The following is a 20,905-nucleotide window of genomic DNA, read 5'->3' on the forward strand; positions in this document are numbered from 1 at the left end:
AGAGTCAGCCCGCCTCGCCCCGGAGCCCTCCTTCAATCGCTTCACGGACTAGCCAGCGGCGCAGTATCTGAATACCGCGCACCCGCCTGCGGCTGGCTCTCCATGCAAAGTAGAACTTGTCCCCGGCTACCAGCGAGTGGCAAGGCAAGCGCACGGCGAAGGAGCTGAACACCGAGAGCCGAAGCCGGGATTCCTCGTGCCCCAGCAGCTGCTCGCTGGCACGCTCAATCTGCAGCAGCGCAGTGTTCATCGCATCCGGATATTGGCGGCCTTCAGGTGGAAGTGTCTGTCCATGACTATATTTAACAATGAAGCTTTTTTTGCGAGCTCTGGGCAACGTAACTGGCATGAAGTCGGCCCCTTGGCGGATGAGTACACCGCTCGTATGCAGAAATGGCTCAGGGAAGCGAAAAACAGCGTTATTTCGACTTTTCAGAAGGGTTTTGGCTATTCCCCCTCGGCAGAAAACTGAGTCGCGCCCAATGTACGATTCGAGAACATGTCTATGAAACCGGCGGCAACCTTGGCATCTTAGAAGACTCTGCAGCTTATTACGGGAAGTTGAAACGTGTCAGATACGCTGGATTACTATGAGAATAACGCTGAAGCGTTCATCGACACCACATTCAATGTCAGCATGGACGAGGTTTATCAAGAGTTCCTGCCCGCTATTCCGGAGGCCGGTCATATTCTTGATGCTGGCTGTGGGTCTGGGCGAGATGCGCTCTACTTTAGTAAGCTGGGCTTCCAAGTATCGGCATTTGACGGTTCTGCAGCCATAGCCGCGCTTGCGAGTCAAAAAACCGGTCTTGGGGTCGAACATCGGCTCTTTTCGCAGATTGTAGAAAACCATTCTTATGACGGCATTTGGGCGTGCGCGAGTCTGTTGCATCTCTCAGTGGCCGAAATACCCGATGCTCTTTTACGCCTTTGGCAGGCGTTGAAGTACGGCGGCACGCTTTACCTGAGTTTCAAAGTTGGCGTTGGTGAACGGCAAGATGGCGGGCGTCATTTCACGGATGCCGATGAGTCTTTGGCTGAACAATGGCTTGACGGCCTTTTGGGCTTAGACTCATGCCGTATGTGGCGTACACAGGATCAGCGGCCAGATCGTAAAGATCAGTGGTTGAATATTCTATTGAGCAAAGAGCCGGCGCCACATGACCGGCTCACCGTCGGTGGAAAACAGCACCATTTTCTTCCTAAGCTGTGTCGCGGAATCAAAGCGGCTGATCAGGTGGACATGGCGGTGGCGTTCGTAAAAACCACCGGCTTGAACTTGTTGTTTCCTGATTTGATCACCGCCCTTCAGCGAACGTCAACGAAGGTTCGCGTTCGCATACTGACCAGTGACTATCTCGACATTACCGATCCTGATGCTTTGCGGAAGCTAATTCTTTTGCAGGAACAGGGAGCTCAGGTTGGCGTGTATCAAAGCCGCGGAAGTAGCTTTCATATGAAGGCTTATCTGTTTGCCGGCCAAAAGGCGTCCACATTTTGGGGGCGTGCATTTATTGGTTCCAGCAACATTAGCCGACAAGCGCTCCAAGACGGGTTGGAGTGGAACTATCAGATCGATTTCCCCCCTGATCGTGGTTACTTTGAAGCCGCTAGCCGCTTTGAGGAACTGTTCCAACACCCGAATGTAGTGCCTCTTACCGACGGCTGGATTGACGATTACGCCAAGCGGCGGAGACCACCACCACAACCAGTCGCTCCAGGCAGTAACGAACAGGAAAAACCACCGTTAGCGAATCCTGTTCAAAGGGCGGCCCTGGAAGCGTTAGCGCAGACCCGGGAAGAAGGTTACTGCCGGGGCCTAGTGGTACTGGCTACTGGCCTAGGTAAAACCTGGCTTTCGGCATTTGACGCGGTACAGATGGGTGCGCGTCGTGTGCTATTTGTTGCCCACAGGGAGGAAATTCTCTATCAAGCTGCGGAGACCTATCTGCGCATAAAACCGAACAGCCGCGTCGGTTTCTATATGGGCAAGCAACGAGACAGGTCCGTTGATATTTTGTGTGCTTCTGTTCAAACCTTGGGTAGAGAGGCGCACCTTGAGCGTTTTAATCCAAGTCACTTCGATTACATTGTTGTGGATGAGTTCCACCACGCTTCGGCACCAACCTATCGCCGGCTTCTGAGTTACTTCGCATCCCAGTTTTTGCTGGGCCTGACTGCGACACCTGACCGTACCGACCGTGCAGATATCCTGTCGCTGTGTGATGACAACCTGGTTTATGAATACCCGCTGTTTGATGGTGTCAGAGGCCTTCATCTGGTGCCGTTTCACTACCACGGAATTTACGACAATACCGTTGATTATAAAGAAATTCCCTGGCGAAACGGTAAGTTCGACCCTAATCTTTTGGCGCATAAATTGGCCACGCTTGGTCGGGCGCGCCATGCTCTGCGAGTTTGGCGGCAATATCGTCAAAGCCGAACACTAGCGTTTTGCGTGTCACGGCCGCACGCGGACTTCATGGCTGCACAATTTACTAAGCAGGGGATTACTGCTGCATCCGTTCACGGTGAGTCCGAGATGTCCCGTGGTGAGGCATTGGAACTTCTTGATGAGGGTCGCCTCGAGATCGTCTTTTCGGTTGACCTGTTTAATGAAGGAGTCGATCTGCCAGCCATTGATACTGTGCTTTTATTGCGCCCAACCGAATCGAAAGTGTTGTTTTTACAGCAAATTGGGCGTGGTCTGCGGCATTGCAAGGAAACTGGAAAACAAAAGTTGGTGATTCTTGATTTTGTTGGAAATCATCATAGTTTCTTGCATAAGCCCCAGGCATTGATGGGGGAAGCGATGAATCATCGACAGCTGGCGGATTTTGGCCGTCGCGCTGAAGAAAACCGGCTGGAACTGCCCGATGGCTGCTTTGTTAACTACGACTTGGAAGTGATCGACTTTCTTAAAGGCCTAGATCAGAAAGGTGCAGAAAAAGATTATCAGGCGCTGAAAGATACATTGGGTCGAAGGCCAACCCTGACTGAGTATTACCACTTTGGCGCCAATTTAACGCAGACTCGCAAACAGCACGGTAGCTGGTTCGGTTTGTTGAAAGATATGGAAGATCTGTCAGAAACGGAATCCGCTTTACACACGGCTCACGGCCGTTTTCTGGTTGAGCTCGAAACCACGGCCATGAACAAGTCGTTCAAGATGGTCTTGATTGAAGCCTTCCAACAACGGGGTGGGTGGCGCCATGCGCCGACGCTATCGGAACTGGCATCGGAGTCTTGGGTGATTCTTAAACGCCGCCCCAAGCTGTTTGCCGAAGTGGCAGAGGCTGTCAGGTATGTTGATGGCAGTTCATTAGACTGGCAACGTTATTGGAAGAGGAACCCAGTCGAACATTGGACCAATAAAAAGCCGCCATTTTTCACGGTTGATGAAGACCGGTTGATCCCAGGTTTTTCTGTTTCTGATGAGAGTCTTAGTAGCTTTGAAGAGATGGTGCAGGAACTAATTGATTACCGGTTGGCCTCCTACGAAAATCGCATCGATTCCAGAACTACATCTCCCGCTTTCGCCAACAATGTTACGCCTATGGCCCCAGAGGGCACGCAGTTGCCGTATTTTCCCTCGCTGAAGATTGCCTGTGGCCACTTTCGGAATAGTCGGGCGGACGTAGAAGAATATCTGACATTGGGGCCAAACTACGGCCGGCTTGATGCCAATCGACATTTCTTAGCCCGCGCTTCCGGTAACTCAATGAATGGTGGTAAACAACCTGCTCGAAACGGTGATTTTCTGTTGCTAGAGCAAATCAGTCCCGACAAGGCCGGTTCCAATAACAATATGACTCTCGCAATAGAGCGTGTCGATGAAGTTGGCGATACTCAGTACCTGCTAAGAAACGTCAGGAAGTCAGCGTCGGGGAAGTACGTTTTGAAAGCGGCGAATCCCGATTACGAAGATATTATTGTTACTGCGGAACTGATTGAGCAGTTTCGAACTTTTGCCCGGCTGGAGGCGGTTATTGATCCTCTTGAAATGGCCGTCGGTCACGAATTTCTGAGAGAGGAAATCCCCGAGCTTTTTGGCGCAGTCTTCAATATTGGAAACTGGCAAAGTGGGCATGTTTTTTTAAAGGAGTCTGATGCTCATGTTCTTTTGGTTACCCTCAATAAACAGGGAAAAGCAGAGCAGCACCGGTATGTAGACCACTGGATCGATAAGGCGAAATTTCATTGGCAGAGCCAGCGCTCAACCACTCCAGAGAGCAAGCGCGGCCGAGAACTGATTAACCATGAAAAATTGGGTTTGTCTGTTCATCTGTTTGTGCGCGAGAACAAGTTGAGCAACGGCAAGGCGGCCCCATTTATGTATTACGGACCGGTTGATTACCAAAGTCATGAAGGTAGTGAGCCTATGAGTGTCGTGTTTCAATTGAAGGGCCGGTCGTAATTTAAAAAGTGCAGCACCCATTTCAGGAAATTCGGATTTATAAAACGTTTAATGGCCGGGAGCTTATCTGGTGATACAGGTTTCTAATGGTCGATTACGTCGAAGCGGATTGTTTAAACAGGAAACAAAATGCCTTACCAATTTGAAGATCTAAAAAACAGCTGCCATGCCAAATGGCACGCCTATATCAAACACAGTTTTGTGCAGCAGCTAGGCGATGCATCGCTTGCACCAGAGGCTTTTCAGCATTATTTGAAGCAGGATTATCTTTTTCTGATTCAGTTCGCCCGTGCTTATGGCCTGGCGGTGTACAAAAGCCCGACGTTGTCTGACCTTAAACAGGCCAAAGAAGGGTTGAAAGCGATTGTGGATATCGAGCTGGATTTGCACATTCGTTATTGCGAGGAGTGGGGCATTTCAGAGCAGGAGCTTGCTAACCTTCCTGAAGCTCGAGCGACTCTGGCCTACACACGTTATGTGCTTGATACCGGCAACCGCGGTGATCTGTTGGACCTGCACGTGGCGCTTTCGCCCTGCATGGTGGGTTACGGCGAAATAGCCACCTGGTTGAACAGCCGGGCGGAAACGCTTCGGGGCGACAGCAATCCGTATAATGCCTGGATCGCCATGTACGAAAGCGCCGAGTTCCAGGACGCCATGCAATCCGAAATACGTTGGTTGAACGAGAGGTTGGCCGATGTCTCCTCCGCCAGGTTTGATCAACTTAGCCGAATATTCAGTGACGCTACCCGCCTTGAGATTGATTTTTGGCAGATGGGGCTGACGCAGAGCGATTGATTCAAGGGTTCATAAATCCGTCGTTTTTCAACCACCGTTCAATTGCCCTGCGGCTCGCTGCCGATGAATCGGCATAGAATAGTGAGTCAAGGCGATAGAGTCAGTCGCCAGGGTAATGGTTGGTGATTCTTCTGCTGCTTTACAGATTGGGCAGTTGGTTGCCCTCTGGCACGCGTACTTCAAATCCGGATTGCACGCTGACTGTTTCACCAGCCGGTACAGTGCGGTTCCACGCCAATACGCCTTTTTTGTCGTCCACGTTGCGTTCCACTGGCTCGCTGATTTGCAGCGGCTTTACGGTAAGGATGTCGATTTGCGATACGGGCATGCGGTCAAAAATCCGCAGGTTTACGGCGTCACCGTGATGGTTGGTGATTTCAAAGCGGTTTTGTCGGCGTTGTACCTGTTCGCTTTTCCAGATGCCTTCTTCGCCGGTGCGTTCCGTTTCGTTGACGACGGCAACTCGTATGGCTTCATCCACGCCGAAGCCCAGGCGCAGTTCTTCGCCGTTGGTCATTTCAGACAGGTAGGTACTGCCTACACTCTGGCCATCGCGGAACAGCTGCACGGGGCCGGCGGGTATGGGGGCCTCGGCGATGAATATCCCCGTGGCGTGCACATAGCCTGTTGGGTCATACGCCGGTGCTGTCCATACTGCCATTTCCACCGCTACTGTGTGCTCGGCTACAATGAGGCGCTGGCCGTTGCCGCCGCTTGGAACGCTGACAGGCTGCGCCAGGCGGTAGCTCTGGCTAAAGGTGCTTTGGCGCTCTACGCTGGCGCCGAAGTCTGCCTCAACCTCGGCTGTGGCGCTGCTGTCGAGCATGGGGGCGGCGGATTTCATCTGGCGCACCAGAAAATCAGGCTGTGCCGGGCTAACCACCCAGGAATCGAGGGGCGGCATGTTGGTTCCGCGCCGAGCATTGGCGGTTGAGAGTTGCAACTCGACGTTGCGCCAGTCATCACCGGTGGTCTGCTGTACAACGGCCAAATGCTGCAACGTTAATTCACCGCTTTTTGGGTCGTTGGCTTTCTGGCCCGCTACCTGGGAGCTCAGTTGGGCATTGTATTCGCTGCGCCAGCGCGCTTCGTTGCTTTGGAATTCCAGTGTGATGGTCAAATCTCCACCGGCAGGGGCGCGGTAGTGAATCTGTGCTTTTTTGCTGGCCCGGGCGTTTTGTTGTGCTTGTGACAGTTCCCGTTCCAGGCGGTCTTTCAGGGCTATGTCGTCACGCATTTGGGTGCGTATGCCGCGAATTTCTGCCAGTGCTGCCATTGTTGTCTGCTTTAAGGCGGCAGCCATATCACTCAATTCGGTGGCCGACAGTTCGTGTGGGTTCTCGGCGGCTTTGGTCATCAGGGTGACTTGCTGGTTCCAGGCTTGAATTGCGTCTTCTTGCGCCTGAAGTTTTTCTAGCACTTGGGTTAGCTCGTTACGCAGCCGCTGGGTTTGTTCGGATACGTACCCGGTCTGTTCAACGCGGCCAATCTCAATCTGCTGGATTTGCGCACCGGCAACTCCGCCCAGTGATACACGCACACTTTGGTCTTGCAGGCTGACGGGCAAGCGGTTAATGGTGATAACGCCATCTCCCTGTTTCACCGTTTGGGTTTCTTGCCAGGTTAGGTCGCCATGGGAGGGGTAGAGGGTAGCTTGGGTGATGTCAGCAGCGACTGAAATTGGCACTGCTGCTAGAGCCAGAACAAGCAGGTTCTTTTTGATCATTTGGGTGCCTCGAATGAATGGCTGGATGAGTTGGGTGCGCGCCACGCTCAAAATGAAGCTACTGATACTAGAGTCTTTTGAGAGCCAATACCGTTACTATAGCTCATACCCATTATGTTTCTTAAACACGCTTGCCTGGCCGGTCAATGGTTCCAGCGGAAATCTCCGTGGTTCCGGTGATTAGCGGGCTCTGTACCATTGGAGAACCCGGATGACCTTGAAAGTCGGCATTCTTGCCGCCGGTATTACGCCGGACAATTTGCTACCCGAATTCGGCTCTTACGCTGACATGTTTAAAGATCTATTCAAGCGGGCCGGCTATGAATTTGACTATGCGACGTTTGACGTACGTGACGATGACTTTCCCGGCTCAGCCAGTGATTGTGATGCTTGGATCATAACTGGCTCGAAGGCTAATGTTTATCAGGATTTGCCTTGGATGCGACGCCTGAAGTTGCTGATTCTGGACATTTACAAAGTCGATCGACCCATGCTGGGGATCTGTTTTGGCCACCAGATTATCGCTGAGGCTTTTGGTGGCTCTGTGGACAAGTATTCTGAAGGTTGGGGCGCGGGCTTACACCATTACGAGTTGCTTCCCGGGGTAAACGCCGTGAAGCCGAATAGCAATGAATTCACCCTCAGTGCGATGCATCAGGATCAAGTGGTGGTGAAGCCCGATCAAGCCAATGTTCTGGCGTTTTCTGCTTTTTGTCCCTTCGCGGCTCTGCAATATGACAACCGCATTTTAACCTTTCAGGCACACCCCGAATTCGATGTAACGTTTGAAACACGGCTTGTTCGTCATCTTCGAGGCCAGTCTTTGCCAGAAAGTAACGCTGACCAGGCGTTGGAGGAGTTGTGCGCGCCGGCTGCAACGACAGACTCCCTGGCGATAGCAGGCTGGATGGCTCGCTTCGTGTTGCGAAACCAAGAAAATTTCTAGCGGCATCTGGCTGGCACAGCATCCAGAGATTGATTCCATTTTTGCCTGCGTTTGCGATTTAAACGGCACGATGCGTGGCAAGCGTGTGCCAGTTGATCAGTTGTCCAAGGTAACAGACGGCGGGCTACGGATGCCGTTGTCGATTGTCGGCATGGATATCTGGGGCGAGGATGTCGAAAACAGTGAGCTGGTTTTCGAGACGGGCGATTCTGATGGCTTGTGCGATTTTACCGGCCGCCCATTGATGCCGGTCACCTGGACCAGTCGCCCGACGGCGCGATGTCGCTGGACGAACTGCAACACTTCGATGAATTTCTGAACGACGTTTACGATGCCTGCGAATTGCAGGGCATTCCTGCCGATGCTGCGATCTCGGAAAACGGGGCGGGCCAGTTCGAGATCAACATGCGCCACGTTGCGGACCCTCTGCGCGCCGCCTGCCGCCCGGCGCTCACGCGCCGACCAGTGTCTCTTGGGGCTATGAGAACCGAACCGCGGCCATCCGTATTCCCGGCGGAACCCATCACCGGGAACGCGTATTCGATGAACCTCGACAATTTGCCGCTGGACTGGGCAACCGCCATCGACGCCTTTCGCAAGGGTGCCGATGTGCCGACCATCTTCTCCAAACGGCTGCAATCCATGCTGGTCGAATGCAAGATGCAGGAATTGCGTAAATTTGCCCGCTACGTGACCAAGTTTGAATATGACAGCTACCTGGAGATCGTGTGATGAACCCCCAGAATGACTCCTATGCCGGTAACGGCAGCCTCGCCGTTACCGGGTCGCACACCTTCGGGCGCATCCCCCGCGTTTTGTATTCGGTAATTGATCAAAAACCTGAAGGTTTTTACAGTTTAACGAAGTGACCTCTGCAATACGCGGCGGCACATATCGGGTGTTACGTCGCCGTTTTCACCCAGTTTGTTCATGCCATTTTTCTTCAGGCCGTCGATGAGCTCGTCAATGTGTTCTTCGCCCAGCTGGTAATCAACCAAGTGGGTTTTTACGCCCATGGACTCGAAGAACGCCTGGGTTTTGTCGATAGCGGCGTCGGCTTTTTGTTCTGCGCTGCCCTCAGTCATGTTCCAGACCCGTTCGGCGTATTGCACCAGTTTGGCCTGCTTCGCAGCTTTGCGTTCGCGCAGCATAGATGGCAACACAATGGCCAGGGTTTGAGCATGGTCCAGGTTATGCAGGGCGGTGAGTTCATGGCCCAGCATGTGGGTAGCCCAGTCTTGCGGCACACCGCTGCCAATTAACCCATTCAGGGCCATGGTGGCGGTCCACATCAGGCTGGCGCGCACCTGGTAGTTTTCGGGTTCGGCCAGGCACTGGGGACCAATTTCGATCAGCGTTTGCAGCAAGCCTTCGGAAAAACGATCCTGCACCGGCGCCTGGGCGGGATAGGTCAAATATTGCTCCATCACGTGTACAAAGGCATCAACCACGCCGTTGGCGACCTGCCGCGGCGGCAGGGTGAAGGTTTTTGTCGGGTCAAGAATCGAAAACTTCGGGAACACGTGCTGGCTGTGAAATGGCAGCTTTATTCTTAGAGACTTGCGGGTAACCACCGCGCCCTGGTTCATTTCGGAGCCGGTGGCTGGCAGGGTTAGCACCGCGCCAAACGGCAAGGCTTTCGCTATGTTGTTGCCGCCCTGCAGCAAGATGTCCCACTCGTCGCCTTCAAACAACGCAGCCGCCGCGACAAATTTTGTGCCATCGATAACCGACCCGCCACCTACCGCAAGCAGAAAATCAATCTTTTCATCGCGCACTCGGGTAACTGCACGCATCAGTGTTTCAAAGCTGGGGTTGGGTTCAATGCCTGAAAATTCGTGAATGTCGCGCTTGCCAAGGGCTGCGGTGACTTCGCCCAGGGTTCCGGTGCTGCGTGCGCTTTCGCCGCCAAAAAGAACCATCACGCGAGCGTTGCTTGGGACCAGTGAGTCTAGCTGGGCAATTTTGCCCTCACCGAAAACAATGCGGGTGGGGTTGTGAAAATCAAAACTGTTCATGGATAATCTCCTTTGTGGGAGCCAGTATACGACCGGTCTACTTGGAGACACCAACACTTTTGCTGTTTTTTTGCGATGTTTTGTGAGGCTTCAGCGCACGATTTGTGGTTTTCAAGCATCCACGTAGGGACATAAAGACGGTGCTGGCTAAGCTGGACCTTGCAAAGTATTTCAGCTTTTGTAACCTGCTCACGGGTTTAATGTTCACTAGGGCCCTATACTGTTGTTTGATTCAAAAACCACGGAAGAATCAACGACCACATTTTTCCGAATGAAGTGGTGGATGCAAAAGGTTATGCCGGCTGTTTTGGTGTTTACGCCCAATCGACCGTTTCACGATGCATCACCGGGCCGGTAGTACGGCCCTGAGGAACTGGCTTTGAACGATTATCAATTTAGCAGTACGGTTGTGGTTGTGAGTCTCGACAAACTGGTTGCCAAGTTAGACGATGCTATTCGGGCGCTGGAACAAAGCGAATCTCTGGCGAAGTTTGGCAAATTGCCCAGGGTATTTGGTACCGCCCGCCGGGTGCTGCTTCAGCCGGGTGGCTGTGAAGCCGTCGAGGCGCGTATTCAGCGCATTGAACAGGCAGGCGTTTTTGAGGGTACGGATTGGGCCGAACCGGGTCTCTTGGTGCCGGCTTTGACCACCTACTCGCTGCAAAGTACAAATGCCGATACGGTTGTGATTGAGGCGTTCAGCGAATTACGGTTGCTGGCGGTGGTGCGCGAATCCTATCTGCACCCGGCGGTGTCTGCCGATCAGGCCAGGCATTATCTGATTCAGGTGTTGTCGATTAACCTGGGTCTTCTGTTTGGGATGACCGGCGAAGCCGAACGCGAACAGGGCGAATTGTCGTTAATCAGCGAAGCCGTGGTGCAATATGTGGCCCAGAATATCGGCTACGAGCATGTGATTGAAAATCTGATTGAGGAAATCTGGCGCATCTTGCAGCAGCGGCCCATTCGTGTATCGGGTGTTCGTAAGATGATCACCCAGATTGCCATTTGTCGCGCAGACCCAAATGTGGATTTGGGCGCAGCCGGCGGTGGTGCTGAACGTTTGATTAGTAGCCTGTATGGCCCCACGCGGGCGTGCAGTGAAGATCCGGGAACGGTGGTTTACGAACAGCGCCTGCAGGCGATGGACGCGCAAAATCTGCAAAATGAAGCCACCGGCTTTGCCCGCTCGATGCACGATACAGGCCTTGTGTCGCCGTATCACGCCAGCTTTGTGCGCTTTATTATGGGTGAAGGTCAGGATGCGCTGCTGAGCGCGGCTTTGGGGCTTTCCAGCACTGGCCGAGACTGTTTGTTGTGTTACCGGGAATTGGTGCACACGCTGATTAACGAAGGCATTTTTGCTGAGACCGCCCAAGGCCTTTACGGCTTGGCGTTGCTACTGGAGCGTGGAATTCTTTACCAGCCGCCGGTTGCGCCTGCGCTCTGGCGCCAGGCCAAGCTATCGCTAAGCCCCGAAGCCCGCGAACGCCTGCAGCTGGCCTATGGCTATCAGCCCCAGGCCAATGCCTGGTTGATTCAGGGTGTGTTGAACATGCTGGGCCAGCCCTTGGGCGTGGGCCAGGGTAACAACCCGACTTGCCAGTCGGCGCGGGCATTGTCTATGTGGGCCTATAACGACCCGGACTATCTATTGCAGATGGTGACCTGGGCCGCGCGGGACAACGAAATTGTTATGCACTTTGAAGGTGTTCCGGTGTCGTCGGCGCGCAGTGCCGCCGGGCTTGCCGCCGAGGTGACGTTTGATCTGGACCCGGTGTCGCTGGTGGTTGTGCCCCATCTGGACCGTATTTATGTGGAGATGGGGCGCTTGTGCATTGGCCGCGAGGGTGACCCTCATCGCTGGGTGAATCCTGAGTTCCACGGCTGGTCTGCCGGCCGTGGCTTTGCCATTAACGTAGATGTAGCCACCGGAAATCTGGATAACCTGGACGGGTTTTTACGGCACTTTTACGCCAGTTATCACCCCTATTACAACGGCAATCAGCCGTTGATTCACCCTCAGCCAGCAGGCATAGCGGTAACCGACAGAGCCGGGCGCTTTATTGGCTGGCACGCGATAACGATTCTGCGGGTAGCGCTAGACCCGGAAGGGCAAATGCGGGCGTACTTCTACAACCCGAATAACGACAGCGGGCAAGACTGGGGCGACGGTGTGCTAGTGAGTACATCCGGCTGTGGTGAGCGTTTTGGAGAGGGTTCATTACTGTTCGAAGCGTTTGCATCACGGCTGTATATTTTTCACTTCGATCCCCTGGAACGGGGCGAACTGGCAGATGTAGACCAGGAAGAACTTCAGCGGGTCGTCGAGCGGATTTACCGAAGTTGGGGAGCGAGCCGTTTACCGGCAGCATTGCAGGCCGAACCACCGGTTTAATATCAGCCCCGCGCTGTCAGGCGCGGGGCTGCAGAAGCCCGCCTATGGCACCACTGCGTAAGCCACGATTTCCACCAGCATTTCTGCGCGGGCAAATCCGGATACAATAATGGCCGCGCGGTTGGGGAAAGGGTCGGCGACAAACGTAGCGTATTCGCGATTTACCGCGGCCAGGTCATCCCGGTCGGTCACATAAATAAGCACTTGGGTAAGGTTGGCAACGCTGGTGCCGGCGCTTTCCAGGGTGTGCTTCAAGTTAGCCAGGGTCTGCCTGATCTGCGGCTCTATACCGCCATCCACCACGTTGCCTTCGGCATCAATGGGGATTTGCGCGGTGAACAGAATGCCATTGCCCACGGTGGCCCACGCCAGGGGTGATTTGGAGGCTGGCAGGTTAGTGTTCACGGGATAGGGGTTCATTCAGGGATCCTGGATAGTGGATAATAGAGCGTTAATGGATTTAGTCGTTATCGCTGGTGCCGGCTCCGGCGCCTTGGCGTGAGTCGTCTGATGATTCCACCAGAATTCTTGTGGCCAGTTCTTTTAGCCGGTCCCACATTTCAGGTTCTACTTCGATGCCTTCGGCCAGAGCGTGTTCCTGCCAGTTGTTCATGCTGTGTTTGTCTTGATGCAGCAGGTTGTTCAGGGTTTGATCGGCCTTGAAATCGGGCATCAGGTTGACGTGGTTCACCATCACCAAGGTAATGCCGTCATTGGGTTCTGTGTCGTCTGGTATGTCGTCCAAGCTGTACATACAGATTTCCGGCGCTTCTTCGCCAGCTTTGAAGCTGACCAATATTTCCGTCAAAGGCTGGTGGGAGTCGCGCCAGAACGCGGTAACGCTCATGTTGCGCCGCGCCACCCGTGACAGGTAGCCCACAATCAGCATGCGGTTGTGGCAGTGACGTATTTTTGTCACTGACAACCCGCGCGCGCGGCATTTTACGTAACCCAGTTCGATGGCCAGGCTGGCGTTGTTCAAAGCCGTGCGGTTGTGGGCGTCTACCACGCACAGGTCGGCATCCTGGTAGATGATTTCTGGCGAATGTGACTGATCTTCTTCCAGAATGAACGCCAAGCTGCGCTTCAGGGATTGAATGCCGTTCAGGCCGTGGGCTTCCATCCACACCACCATGTCGGCGGCGTCGCTGGCATCGCCGTCGTCAAAACCGACGCCACTAAACGCCTTGCGCGACAAGCCCTGCAATTCGTTAAACGATACTTTCATGGGGCTTCTGCCTGCTTTCCGTGCTGTCTTTCTGGCTGTATGGGGAAGCTCCAGTCGTCAAGCTGGTCCAGCGACAGCGCAGGGTTCGTCAGTTCAACGCCGAGGGGCGCACCCTGGAACAAGGTGATGCGAACCCAACGGTCGGATTTTGGGTCAAACCGGCCTGCGCCAAAGAACGACAGTTTCGTGCGCAGCAGGTGCATGGGTTTCATATCGCGGTGCCATAAGTTAGCGCGAATTTCGCCGTAGGGCGTAGCTGCCATGGTCTGGATACGCCGCACAATTTCTTTCTGCTTCGGGTGTGCCATCAGAAACTCGACCACCATGGCGCCGGGATTGTTCTGTACAAACTCCGTCAGCAGGGTATAGCAGCGGCTGATACGCGGGCCTATGGCCAGTGCGGTTTCTTTTTCGGCGCCAGATTCCTCAGCACGAACGCCCAACCGAGGCTCTTCCTTTTCCGCCGAGCGGTACCAGAACCAGTAGTTGTCTTCTGCGCTTTCTTCGCTGTAGCTCAGCGCCCAGGCAAAGCTCTGCTCGATCAGCTCTTTCAACTTCCGCACTTTCATATCAGGCTGCAAATCCATGGTTTCATGGCAGCCCAGTTCATCGTCCAGGCTGTCTACCAGTTCTGGATACATCTCTATCAGCAGGGTGTTGATCAGTTCCTGCGCTTCAACCGAGCTGTGCTCGTCGGCCCAGTCGGTCAGTTCGCGATACAGCGCCGGGTGGGCAGGGGTGCGCTCCAGCCAATCGATCACTTTCTGCACCGACTGCACGATGTTCCGGTTGCGCTGGGTTTGGGCCTGGTCTTCGGTAACGGTTTGCTGCAAATAGCGGTGGGCGCGAAGCATCAGCGCAAGTAACTTGTTGCGGCATTTTTCGCTGGCAGGCTGCAGGCGCGCGCAAGCCAGGGCGCGTTCGCGGCCGTAGATCCATTGCTGAATTAGCTGCGGGTGATTGATCAAAAACGGCGCCATACCCAGGCCGGTGGAGTTGCCAATGCCCAGGTAACGTTGCAGTTCCGGGGCTAGCTCTGCGGCGGTGTCTGGTGCTTGCACCCTTGCCAGGTGGTTCAGCTGCTCAATGGAGAACTGGCGCAGCACATACACAGCCAGCATTTGCGCAGAAAATGGCCGGTTTAAATCCGTGTTGCGTTCCAGTCGGGCGAAATCGGCAATGCCAAATTTGCCGTTACCGTAGACCGCTGTGGTGCGGTAAAGATAACCGACCGCCGTCAGTGCGGCCGGGTCAGGCTGTTCGCCGACGGCCAGCGCGGCCACAAACTGGCTAAAGTTGCGCAGGCTCTTGTTGGCCCGCGACAGAACCAGAACCCTGGAAGACAGGCGTCCGGCTTCCTGCAATGGCACGTTGTCGGCCATGTTCTGCAGCAACTCCGCTTCCACATCGCCTTCAACTATTGCAAAGGTCGCGTCCCAGGCCTCGGCAATGACCCGGTCTGAGCGCTGATCTGCGCGTAGTTCGCGGCAGAAAATTACGCAGTGGTAAAGCCCCTGGGGCGTGGTGATGCGATAAATAGCAGTGCCGTGGCCTTGGTCGTTCAGGTCAAACACGGTGTTGCTGATCTGCCAGCGCTCCTTGATCATCTTGCGCACCAGCGAGCGAGCAAAGCTCAGGCGGCTGGCAAACATACTGCCCAGCCGGTCTAGCTGCATGACCTGATCGGCGGGACGCAGGTTATCGGTGGTTGAGAGGGTATCGGCCCGGCTCATGATCTTACCTTTGAGTGTTCTTCCAGTGTTACTGAGCCTTTCGCTGAGGTTGCGCCAGACAGTTGCGGAATCAGATTCTGTTCGCGGGCCATGGCGTAGGCGGCTTTTGGGCCCAGCCAAAGCGACGGCAGCAGAACCAGCGACACAGGAATAGCGGTTATCACAATAAACTGTTGCAGCACGCTGATTTGCCCGGCGCCCATGTACAACAACACGCCAGCCATACCGGCCATAGCCAGGCCCCAGAATGCGCGTACAAAGGTGTTGGGATCGTCATGACCGGAGCTGACTACGGCGATGGAGTAGCTCATGGAGTCGCCGGTGGTGGCCACGAATATGGTGGTCAGTACCAGAATGGCCAGGGCCATAAAGCTGCCGCCTGGCAGTGCCTGGGCGACGGTAAGCGTGGCTACGTCAAAGCGGAAGTTGTTGAGGGCGTCGGCCAGATCAATCACGCCGGTCATCTGGTAGTAGATGCCTGAACCGCCCAAAAGTGTGAACCAGATAGTGGTGGCAATAGGGGCCATAACCGCCACTGCCATGATCATTTCACGAATACTGCGGCCGCGGGATATGCGCGCCACGAAAATTGCCATCAATGGGGCGTAGCCGATAAACCAGGCAAAGAAAAATACCGTCCACCACTTCATCCACCAGGCCGGTGCGGTTTCTGAGGTCATGGTTGCCATCTCCATGAACGATGACACGTACTGGCCCATGCTCTGGAAGTAGGTGTTGGTCAGGAACAGGGTAGGGCCAAAAATAAAGATAATGGCGGCAACGGCCAGCGCCAGGAATACGTTCAGGCGGCTGAGAACCTGAATGCCGCGGTGAATGCCAGTGACAGCAGAGGTTACGTAGATAGCCGCCAGCACCGCCAAAATGGCCATTTGAGTGCCCAGGCCATCTGTAAGACCGAACAGTTCACTCAGGCCAAAGCTCATTTGGGTGGCCAGAAAGCCAATCGGGCCAACGGTGCCGGCAACCACTGCGATAACGCAGCAGGCATCGACGACGCTGCCCAGCCAGCCGCTCATGATCCTTTCGCCAAACACCGGGTAAAGCAATGTGCGCGGTTGCAGCGGCTTGTCATTTACATAGTGGGCATGGGCCAGAACAATGGCAGCCAGGGTACCCAACACGGCCCAGGCCAAAAAGCCCCAGTGCATAAAGGATTGTGCCATGGCGTTGGACACGGCGGCTGCCGTGCCTGGCTCGGAGGTAAACGCCGGCGGGGTCACCACAAAGTGATAGATGGGCTCGCCTGCGGCGAAGAACACGCCGCCACCGGCCAGCAGGGTACACATAATAATGGACAACCAGCGGAAGGTGCTCATTTCCGGGCGGTCGAGATTGCCGATTTTGGCACGGCCGGCAGGGCTGCAAGCAACGCCAATGGCAATAAAAAAGGTGGCCAGCAACAGTATCTGGAAGTAAGTGCCAAAGACTTTCGCGGTCCAGGCAAAGCCGGTGCCAATCAGATCTGCGACGCCTTTCAGGTCAAACAATGAGAACCCGACAAACAGCACAATAAAGCCCACACTGAGTGCCAGTAATACCGGGTCGCCGAGTTGGGCAATAGAGTAATCACCGCCTGCCTTGATTTTGTTATTTTTCATCACGCTTACCTTTTTTTGTTAAGACACCCTGGTTTAATGGTTGGTGTTGCGCCCGTCAGTTTTTTGTTCGCCGGTCTTCAAATTGCCGGCGCGGTGCCGTCTTCGAGTTGTTTAAGCCAATTCAGGCCCATGATTTTTTGTACGTCGGTCTCGTTGAACCCTTTTTTACGCAACCCCTCTATAATGGCAGGAAAATCGCGATTGTCCTGAAACCATGTTAGCGGTCTTGGCCAGCCGGCGTTGCCTTTGTTGCCTTCGCCAAAATCCATTTCCTTTGACCAGCGCCCGTTGCGCATCCAATCCAGCACCGATTGCGGCTGACCCTGGCACAAATCTGTACCCAGCCCTATGTGGTCAATACCCATCAGATTGGCGGTATCGGCCACCATGTTGCAGAAGCTTTCCAGGGTGCAGTCCGGCCCGTCTTTCAGATGGAACGGGTACACCGAGAAGCCCAGCAGTCCGCCGCTTTCGGCGATGGCTTTTAGAACCTTGTCTGATTTATTGCGCTTCGCCGCATGGAACGTCGACGGATTGGCGTGGGAAATGATGACCGGCCGGGTCGACAGCTCGATGGCCTCCAGCGTCGATTTTTCCGAGCTGTGGGACATATCTATTATCATGCCGGTACGGTTCATTTCCGCGATAGCTTGGCGGCCAAAGCGGGTGATGCCGTTGTCTTGTGCTTCGTAGCAACCCGTCGCCAACAGGCTTTGGTTGTTGTACGTTAGCTGCATGATCATCAGGCCCATACGGCGCATGACCGCGATCATGTCGATGTCGTCTTCAATGGGTGAGCAGTTCTGCGCACCGAAGAAAACGCCGATGCGGTTGCTTGCGCGGGCACGCTGGATGTCAGCCGGTTCGTACACCGGCATGATCAGGTCCGCGTGCTGCTCAAAACGCCGATTCCATTCGCCAAAGCGGGTCAGGGTTTCGCGGGTATTCTCGTGGTACACCAGCGTGGCGTGCACGGCGGTAACACCGCCGGCGCGCATTTGCTCGAATATCTCACGGGACCAGTTGGAGTGTTGCAGTCCGTCTATGGTCAGCATGACATGGCCCTCGTTATGCCCGCACGTAGCAGGTTTTTACCACTGTGTAGAACTCGCGCGCGTACTGCCCCTGTTCGCGGGGGCCAAAGCTGGAGTTTTTACGGCCTCCGAAGGGCACGTGGTAGTCGGTGCCTGCAGTAGCCAGGTTCACCATTACACAACCGGTTTCGGCACGGGCTTTGAAATCAGACGCCAGCTTCAGGGAGTTTGTAATAATGCCCCCGGTCAGGCCGTACTGGGTGTCGTTCAGAGTGGTAAGGGCGGCTTCATAATCCGCTACGCGGATAACGCAGGCGATAGGGCCGAATACTTCGTCGCGGTTAATGGCCATGTCGTTGGTGGTGTCGGTGAACAGCGCGGGCGCCATGTAATAGCCTTCGGTTGCCATTTCAACGCGGTTGCCACCAAAAACCAGGGTGGCGCCGTCGGCCTGGGCGCGTTCAATCCACGCCATGTTGGAGTCCAGCTGGCGTTTGTCGGCGATGGGCCCGATCTGAACGCCTTCGTGCAGGGCGTGGCCAACGGTGGCTTTTTCCAGGCGGGCAATCAGCTTGCTGACAAACTCGTCGTGTACGGCATCGGTCACAATAAGGCGTGACGAGGCGGTGCACTTCTGGCCGCTGCCAGAATAGGAGCCGTTAAAGGCGGCTTCTACGGCCAGGTCTACATCGGCATCGTCAACCACGATCAACGCATTTTTAGAGCCCATTTCGAGCTGGCATTTCACCAGGTTGGCAACGGTAGCAGACGCAATGCGACGACCTACTTCCAGGGAGCCGGTAAAGGTCAGGGCCTGAATCTGCGGGCTGTTGATCAGGGCTTCACCGGTTTCGCCGCCGGAACCCATCACCAGGTTAAATGTGCCTGCCGGAAATTCCTGGCGGCTGATGATTTCAGTCAGCGCCCAGGCGCTGGCGGGCACCAGGTTGGCGGGTTTAAAGACGACGGCGTTACCAAACGCCAGAGCCGGTGCAATTTTCCAAACCGCGGTGGCCATGGGGAAGTTCCACGGGCTGATAACGCCCACCACGCCCAACGGCTCGCGGCGAACATCAATTTCTACGCCTGGGCGCACGGAGTCTGCACGTTCGTCAATCTGGCGCAGCACTTCGGCGGCGTAGTAATGGAAAAACTGACCGGAGCGATACACTTCGCCTTTGCCTTCGGCCAGGGGTTTACCTTCTTCCCGCGATAGTAATTCACCCAGTTCCTGCTGACGCGCAATCAGCTCGTCGCCAATGGCCATCAGAGCCTTGTAGCGCTGTTCCAACCCGCTTTTGCTCCACTGCGCGAAGCCCTGTCGGGCGGCGCTAATGGCCTGTTGGGTCTGTTCGGCGCTGGCCTGGTCGTACTCGCCGATCACATCGGTCAGGTCAGACGGGCTGGTGTTGGTGATGCGCTTGGCGCCGGTGACCCATTGGCCATTAATGTAAAGTGGGTGGGACGTGCTCATGAAGTTCTCCTTTGGTCTTTGTACCTATACTACTGCGGGTGGCATAATAAGAATAATCAATAAATAAGATTTTTTGATAAGAAACCCTTATTAGTTCACTGGGGAAACCGGTATGCCGCCCGAGCTTAAAATCCAGCAGTTGCGCTATGTGATTACGGTGGTGGAAGAGGGTAGTTTTCACGCTGCGTCACGACGTTTGCACCGTACCCAGCCGGCGCTGTCGATGGCGGTGCGGGAGCTTGAGCAAAAGTTGGGGCAGAATTTGCTGGAGCGGGGCAGCAAGGTGCGTCTGACGCCGTTTGGTGAATATTGCCTACCAAGGTTTCGTGATCTGGTGAACCAGCACGACCGCATGACGCGGGACGTAGCCGCTCACGCCGATGGTCGCGAGGGACACATTCACATTGCCACGGTGCCGTCGGTGGCCAGCCGAATCATGCCGTCGTTTCTGGCGCGCTTTATTACCCGTTTTCCCGATGTGAATATCAGCCTGCACGACGAAAATGCCCATTACGTGTGCCAGATGGTGACTAACGGCGAGGTGGACCTGGGTATTACCAGTTTGTGGCAAAACAGTGAGGAGCTGCACTATCGCCATTTGTTCGAGGATAAAATTGGCGTGGTGTGTCGCCGTGACCACGCGCTGGCCCAGCACAAAACCCTGGACTGGCAGCACCTGCGCGGCGAAAAGCTGATTGGTAATGGTACCTCACGGTTATTGATGAACACGGCGGCGGCTGAGTTGGTGGAGAACAGCGCCTTCTATATATCGAATATGATTTCTCTGCTAGCGATGCTTGAAGCCGGAGCCGGCGTGACCACCCTGCCGCGGTTGGCGTTCCCCGAAAAGAGTGCCAGCTTGTGTTTTATCCCGCTGCACAATCCGGACGTAGTGCGCTGCATTGGTCTGGTGAAATCTGCCAACCGCACCCTGGCACCGGCGGCCCAAGCGATGGAGGCGTTTGTGCTGGAGCAGCTGTGGGCAGATGCGGTGTAGTGGGAAGGGGATAGATTTGAAATCCGTCCCTGGTTGTTCCCTCGATGTTTTACGGCAATGAAAGGCAGGCACAAAAAAAAGCCGCAATGGCGTTACCCGTTACGGCCTTTTTGCACGCCTGGTGTCTACTGCGTTTTGCAGGTTTTAATGCCGAGCAGTGAGTAGGCAGGGCAGTTACCGATCAGCGCGGTGGCCAAGGGTACAACACCAAGCCAGCCCCAAGGCGTTTGCGGGCCGACAAATACCAGTGCCAGTAGGACAACGCCGATGAGTGCACGGATGATTCGATCTGCAGATCCTATATTAACGCTCATCGTCTGATCTCCTTGTATTGAAGTAGTGCGACGATGTGAATTTTAGTCCTGCCGCCTTTGTAAGTCAGTGATAAAGTCACAGTGTAGGCTTGGGAAAGGTCTGCTGACCCGTAACGAATGCGAATTCTATGGGGTTGGCGGTGGAAGGTGCTGATCGCAAGCCGCTCTTGGTGCGTGGTGTGTTTATACCGGGGCACTCCGCA

Annotated in this window: 16 protein-coding genes and 2 pseudogenes; 8 read left to right on the forward strand and 10 right to left on the reverse strand. The window is 54.8% G+C overall.

Translation table 11 applies throughout. The annotated features are described in order from the left end of the window. Positions 1–4: 4 nt before the first annotated feature. On the reverse strand, positions 5–349 hold the full coding sequence (locus MRBBS_RS19885) for a hypothetical protein (protein WP_227497578.1): 345 nt from the start codon (positions 347–349) through the stop codon (positions 5–7). A 219-nt stretch (positions 350–568) separates the two neighbouring features. Between MRBBS_RS19885 and MRBBS_RS05175 the strand changes: the two genes are divergently transcribed. Together MRBBS_RS05175 and tenA are read left to right on the forward strand one after the other, a co-directional pair. After that, positions 569–4,417, forward strand: a complete 3,849-nt coding sequence (locus tag MRBBS_RS05175) for a DUF3427 domain-containing protein (protein ID WP_014870382.1) — start codon at positions 569–571, stop codon at positions 4,415–4,417. A gap of 129 nt (positions 4,418–4,546) precedes the next feature. Next, the gene (gene tenA, locus MRBBS_RS05180; RefSeq protein ID WP_014870383.1) at positions 4,547–5,215 is read left to right on the forward strand and encodes a thiaminase II; all 669 of its coding nucleotides are present in this window, start codon (positions 4,547–4,549) and stop codon (positions 5,213–5,215) included. Between the two features lie 139 nt (positions 5,216–5,354). Here tenA and MRBBS_RS05185 read toward each other — a convergent pair whose 3' ends face one another. Further along, positions 5,355–6,941 (reverse strand): DUF4139 domain-containing protein, encoded by a 1,587-nt coding sequence (locus MRBBS_RS05185; RefSeq protein WP_014870384.1) that lies wholly within the window; start codon positions 6,939–6,941, stop codon positions 5,355–5,357. 211 nt (positions 6,942–7,152) lie between these two features. Here MRBBS_RS05185 and MRBBS_RS05190 point away from each other — a divergent pair, with 211 nt between their 5' ends. From MRBBS_RS05190 to MRBBS_RS19900, 4 genes and pseudogenes are all read left to right on the forward strand, one after another. Then, positions 7,153–7,887: a glutamine amidotransferase-related protein gene (locus MRBBS_RS05190; RefSeq protein WP_014870385.1), complete on the forward strand. Its 735-nt coding sequence runs from the start codon at positions 7,153–7,155 to the stop codon at positions 7,885–7,887. A 130-nt stretch (positions 7,888–8,017) separates the two neighbouring features. Beyond that, positions 8,018–8,206, forward strand: coding sequence for a hypothetical protein (locus MRBBS_RS19890; RefSeq protein ID WP_227497701.1), 189 nt, complete (start codon positions 8,018–8,020; stop codon positions 8,204–8,206). Then, positions 8,167–8,252 (forward strand): annotated as a pseudogene (locus MRBBS_RS20220) (hypothetical protein); the annotation flags it as partial. The gene MRBBS_RS19890 and the pseudogene MRBBS_RS20220, both read left to right, overlap by 40 nt. A gap of 72 nt (positions 8,253–8,324) precedes the next feature. Beyond that, a pseudogene (locus MRBBS_RS19900) lies at positions 8,325–8,619 on the forward strand (hypothetical protein). 125 nt (positions 8,620–8,744) lie between these two features. Here MRBBS_RS19900 and MRBBS_RS05200 read toward each other — a convergent pair. Beyond that, complete coding sequence (locus tag MRBBS_RS05200) at positions 8,745–9,905, reverse strand: iron-containing alcohol dehydrogenase (RefSeq protein ID WP_014870389.1); 1,161 nt, start codon at positions 9,903–9,905, stop codon at positions 8,745–8,747. Between the two features lie 379 nt (positions 9,906–10,284). Between MRBBS_RS05200 and MRBBS_RS05205 the strand changes: the two genes are divergently transcribed. Next, positions 10,285–12,303 (forward strand): hypothetical protein, encoded by a 2,019-nt coding sequence (locus tag MRBBS_RS05205; protein ID WP_014870391.1) that lies wholly within the window; start codon positions 10,285–10,287, stop codon positions 12,301–12,303. Between the two features lie 42 nt (positions 12,304–12,345). Here MRBBS_RS05205 and MRBBS_RS05210 read toward each other — a convergent pair whose 3' ends face one another. The 6 genes from MRBBS_RS05210 to MRBBS_RS05235 all read right to left on the reverse strand — a co-directional run bounded on the left by MRBBS_RS05210 (position 12,346) and on the right by MRBBS_RS05235 (position 19,391). Then, positions 12,346–12,723 carry a RidA family protein gene (locus MRBBS_RS05210; RefSeq protein WP_014870392.1) on the reverse strand — a complete coding sequence of 126 codons (378 nt, stop codon included), beginning with the start codon at positions 12,721–12,723 and terminating at the stop codon, positions 12,346–12,348. Between the two features lie 40 nt (positions 12,724–12,763). Next, positions 12,764–13,531, reverse strand: coding sequence for an Ldh family oxidoreductase (locus MRBBS_RS05215; protein ID WP_014870393.1), 768 nt, complete (start codon positions 13,529–13,531; stop codon positions 12,764–12,766). Next, positions 13,528–15,264, reverse strand: coding sequence for a hypothetical protein (locus MRBBS_RS05220; RefSeq protein WP_014870394.1), 1,737 nt, complete (start codon positions 15,262–15,264; stop codon positions 13,528–13,530). Before MRBBS_RS05220 ends, MRBBS_RS05215 begins: the two co-directional genes overlap by 4 nt. Beyond that, complete coding sequence (locus MRBBS_RS05225; protein ID WP_014870395.1) at positions 15,261–16,883, reverse strand: BCCT family transporter; 1,623 nt, start codon at positions 16,881–16,883, stop codon at positions 15,261–15,263. The genes MRBBS_RS05220 and MRBBS_RS05225 overlap by 4 nt, the downstream gene beginning before the upstream one ends. A 77-nt stretch (positions 16,884–16,960) precedes the next feature. Next, positions 16,961–17,938, reverse strand: coding sequence for a membrane dipeptidase (locus MRBBS_RS05230; RefSeq protein ID WP_014870396.1), 978 nt, complete (start codon positions 17,936–17,938; stop codon positions 16,961–16,963). A 13-nt stretch (positions 17,939–17,951) separates the two neighbouring features. Next, a complete protein-coding gene (locus MRBBS_RS05235) occupies positions 17,952–19,391 on the reverse strand; it encodes an aldehyde dehydrogenase family protein (RefSeq protein ID WP_014870397.1) in 1,440 nt (479 codons plus the stop codon). 112 nt (positions 19,392–19,503) lie between these two features. On the opposite strand from MRBBS_RS05235, the gene MRBBS_RS05240 reads away from it, so the two are divergent. Next, positions 19,504–20,388 carry a LysR family transcriptional regulator gene (locus MRBBS_RS05240; protein WP_014870398.1) on the forward strand — a complete coding sequence of 295 codons (885 nt, stop codon included), beginning with the start codon at positions 19,504–19,506 and terminating at the stop codon, positions 20,386–20,388. Between the two features lie 125 nt (positions 20,389–20,513). On the opposite strand, the gene MRBBS_RS05245 is transcribed toward MRBBS_RS05240, so the two are convergent. Beyond that, entirely contained in the window at positions 20,514–20,702 is a 189-nt protein-coding gene (locus tag MRBBS_RS05245) for a DUF2892 domain-containing protein (protein WP_014870400.1), read from the reverse strand. Positions 20,703–20,905 lie beyond the last annotated feature (203 nt).

This window comes from Marinobacter sp. BSs20148, assembly GCF_000283275.1.
GTDB lineage: Bacteria > Pseudomonadota > Gammaproteobacteria > Pseudomonadales > Oleiphilaceae > Marinobacter > Marinobacter psychrophilus.

Coding starts and splice junctions, on each gene's coding strand:
- MRBBS_RS05245 (WP_014870400.1), bottom strand. CDS start 20,702: ATGAGCGTTAATATAGGATCTGCAGATCGAATCATCCGTGCACTCATC.
- MRBBS_RS19885 (WP_227497578.1), bottom strand. CDS start 349: ATGCCAGTTACGTTGCCCAGAGCTCGCAAAAAAAGCTTCATTGTTAAA.
- MRBBS_RS05185 (WP_014870384.1), bottom strand. CDS start 6,941: ATGATCAAAAAGAACCTGCTTGTTCTGGCTCTAGCAGCAGTGCCAATT.
- MRBBS_RS05230 (WP_014870396.1), bottom strand. CDS start 17,938: ATGCTGACCATAGACGGACTGCAACACTCCAACTGGTCCCGTGAGATA.
- MRBBS_RS05190 (WP_014870385.1), top strand. CDS start 7,153: ATGACCTTGAAAGTCGGCATTCTTGCCGCCGGTATTACGCCGGACAAT.
- MRBBS_RS05210 (WP_014870392.1), bottom strand. CDS start 12,723: ATGAACCCCTATCCCGTGAACACTAACCTGCCAGCCTCCAAATCACCC.
- MRBBS_RS05200 (WP_014870389.1), bottom strand. CDS start 9,905: ATGAACAGTTTTGATTTTCACAACCCCACCCGCATTGTTTTCGGTGAG.
- MRBBS_RS05220 (WP_014870394.1), bottom strand. CDS start 15,264: ATGAGCCGGGCCGATACCCTCTCAACCACCGATAACCTGCGTCCCGCC.
- MRBBS_RS05215 (WP_014870393.1), bottom strand. CDS start 13,531: ATGAAAGTATCGTTTAACGAATTGCAGGGCTTGTCGCGCAAGGCGTTT.
- MRBBS_RS05225 (WP_014870395.1), bottom strand. CDS start 16,883: ATGAAAAATAACAAAATCAAGGCAGGCGGTGATTACTCTATTGCCCAA.
- MRBBS_RS05240 (WP_014870398.1), top strand. CDS start 19,504: ATGCCGCCCGAGCTTAAAATCCAGCAGTTGCGCTATGTGATTACGGTG.
- tenA (WP_014870383.1), top strand. CDS start 4,547: ATGCCTTACCAATTTGAAGATCTAAAAAACAGCTGCCATGCCAAATGG.
- MRBBS_RS05235 (WP_014870397.1), bottom strand. CDS start 19,391: ATGAGCACGTCCCACCCACTTTACATTAATGGCCAATGGGTCACCGGC.
- MRBBS_RS19890 (WP_227497701.1), top strand. CDS start 8,018: ATGCCGTTGTCGATTGTCGGCATGGATATCTGGGGCGAGGATGTCGAA.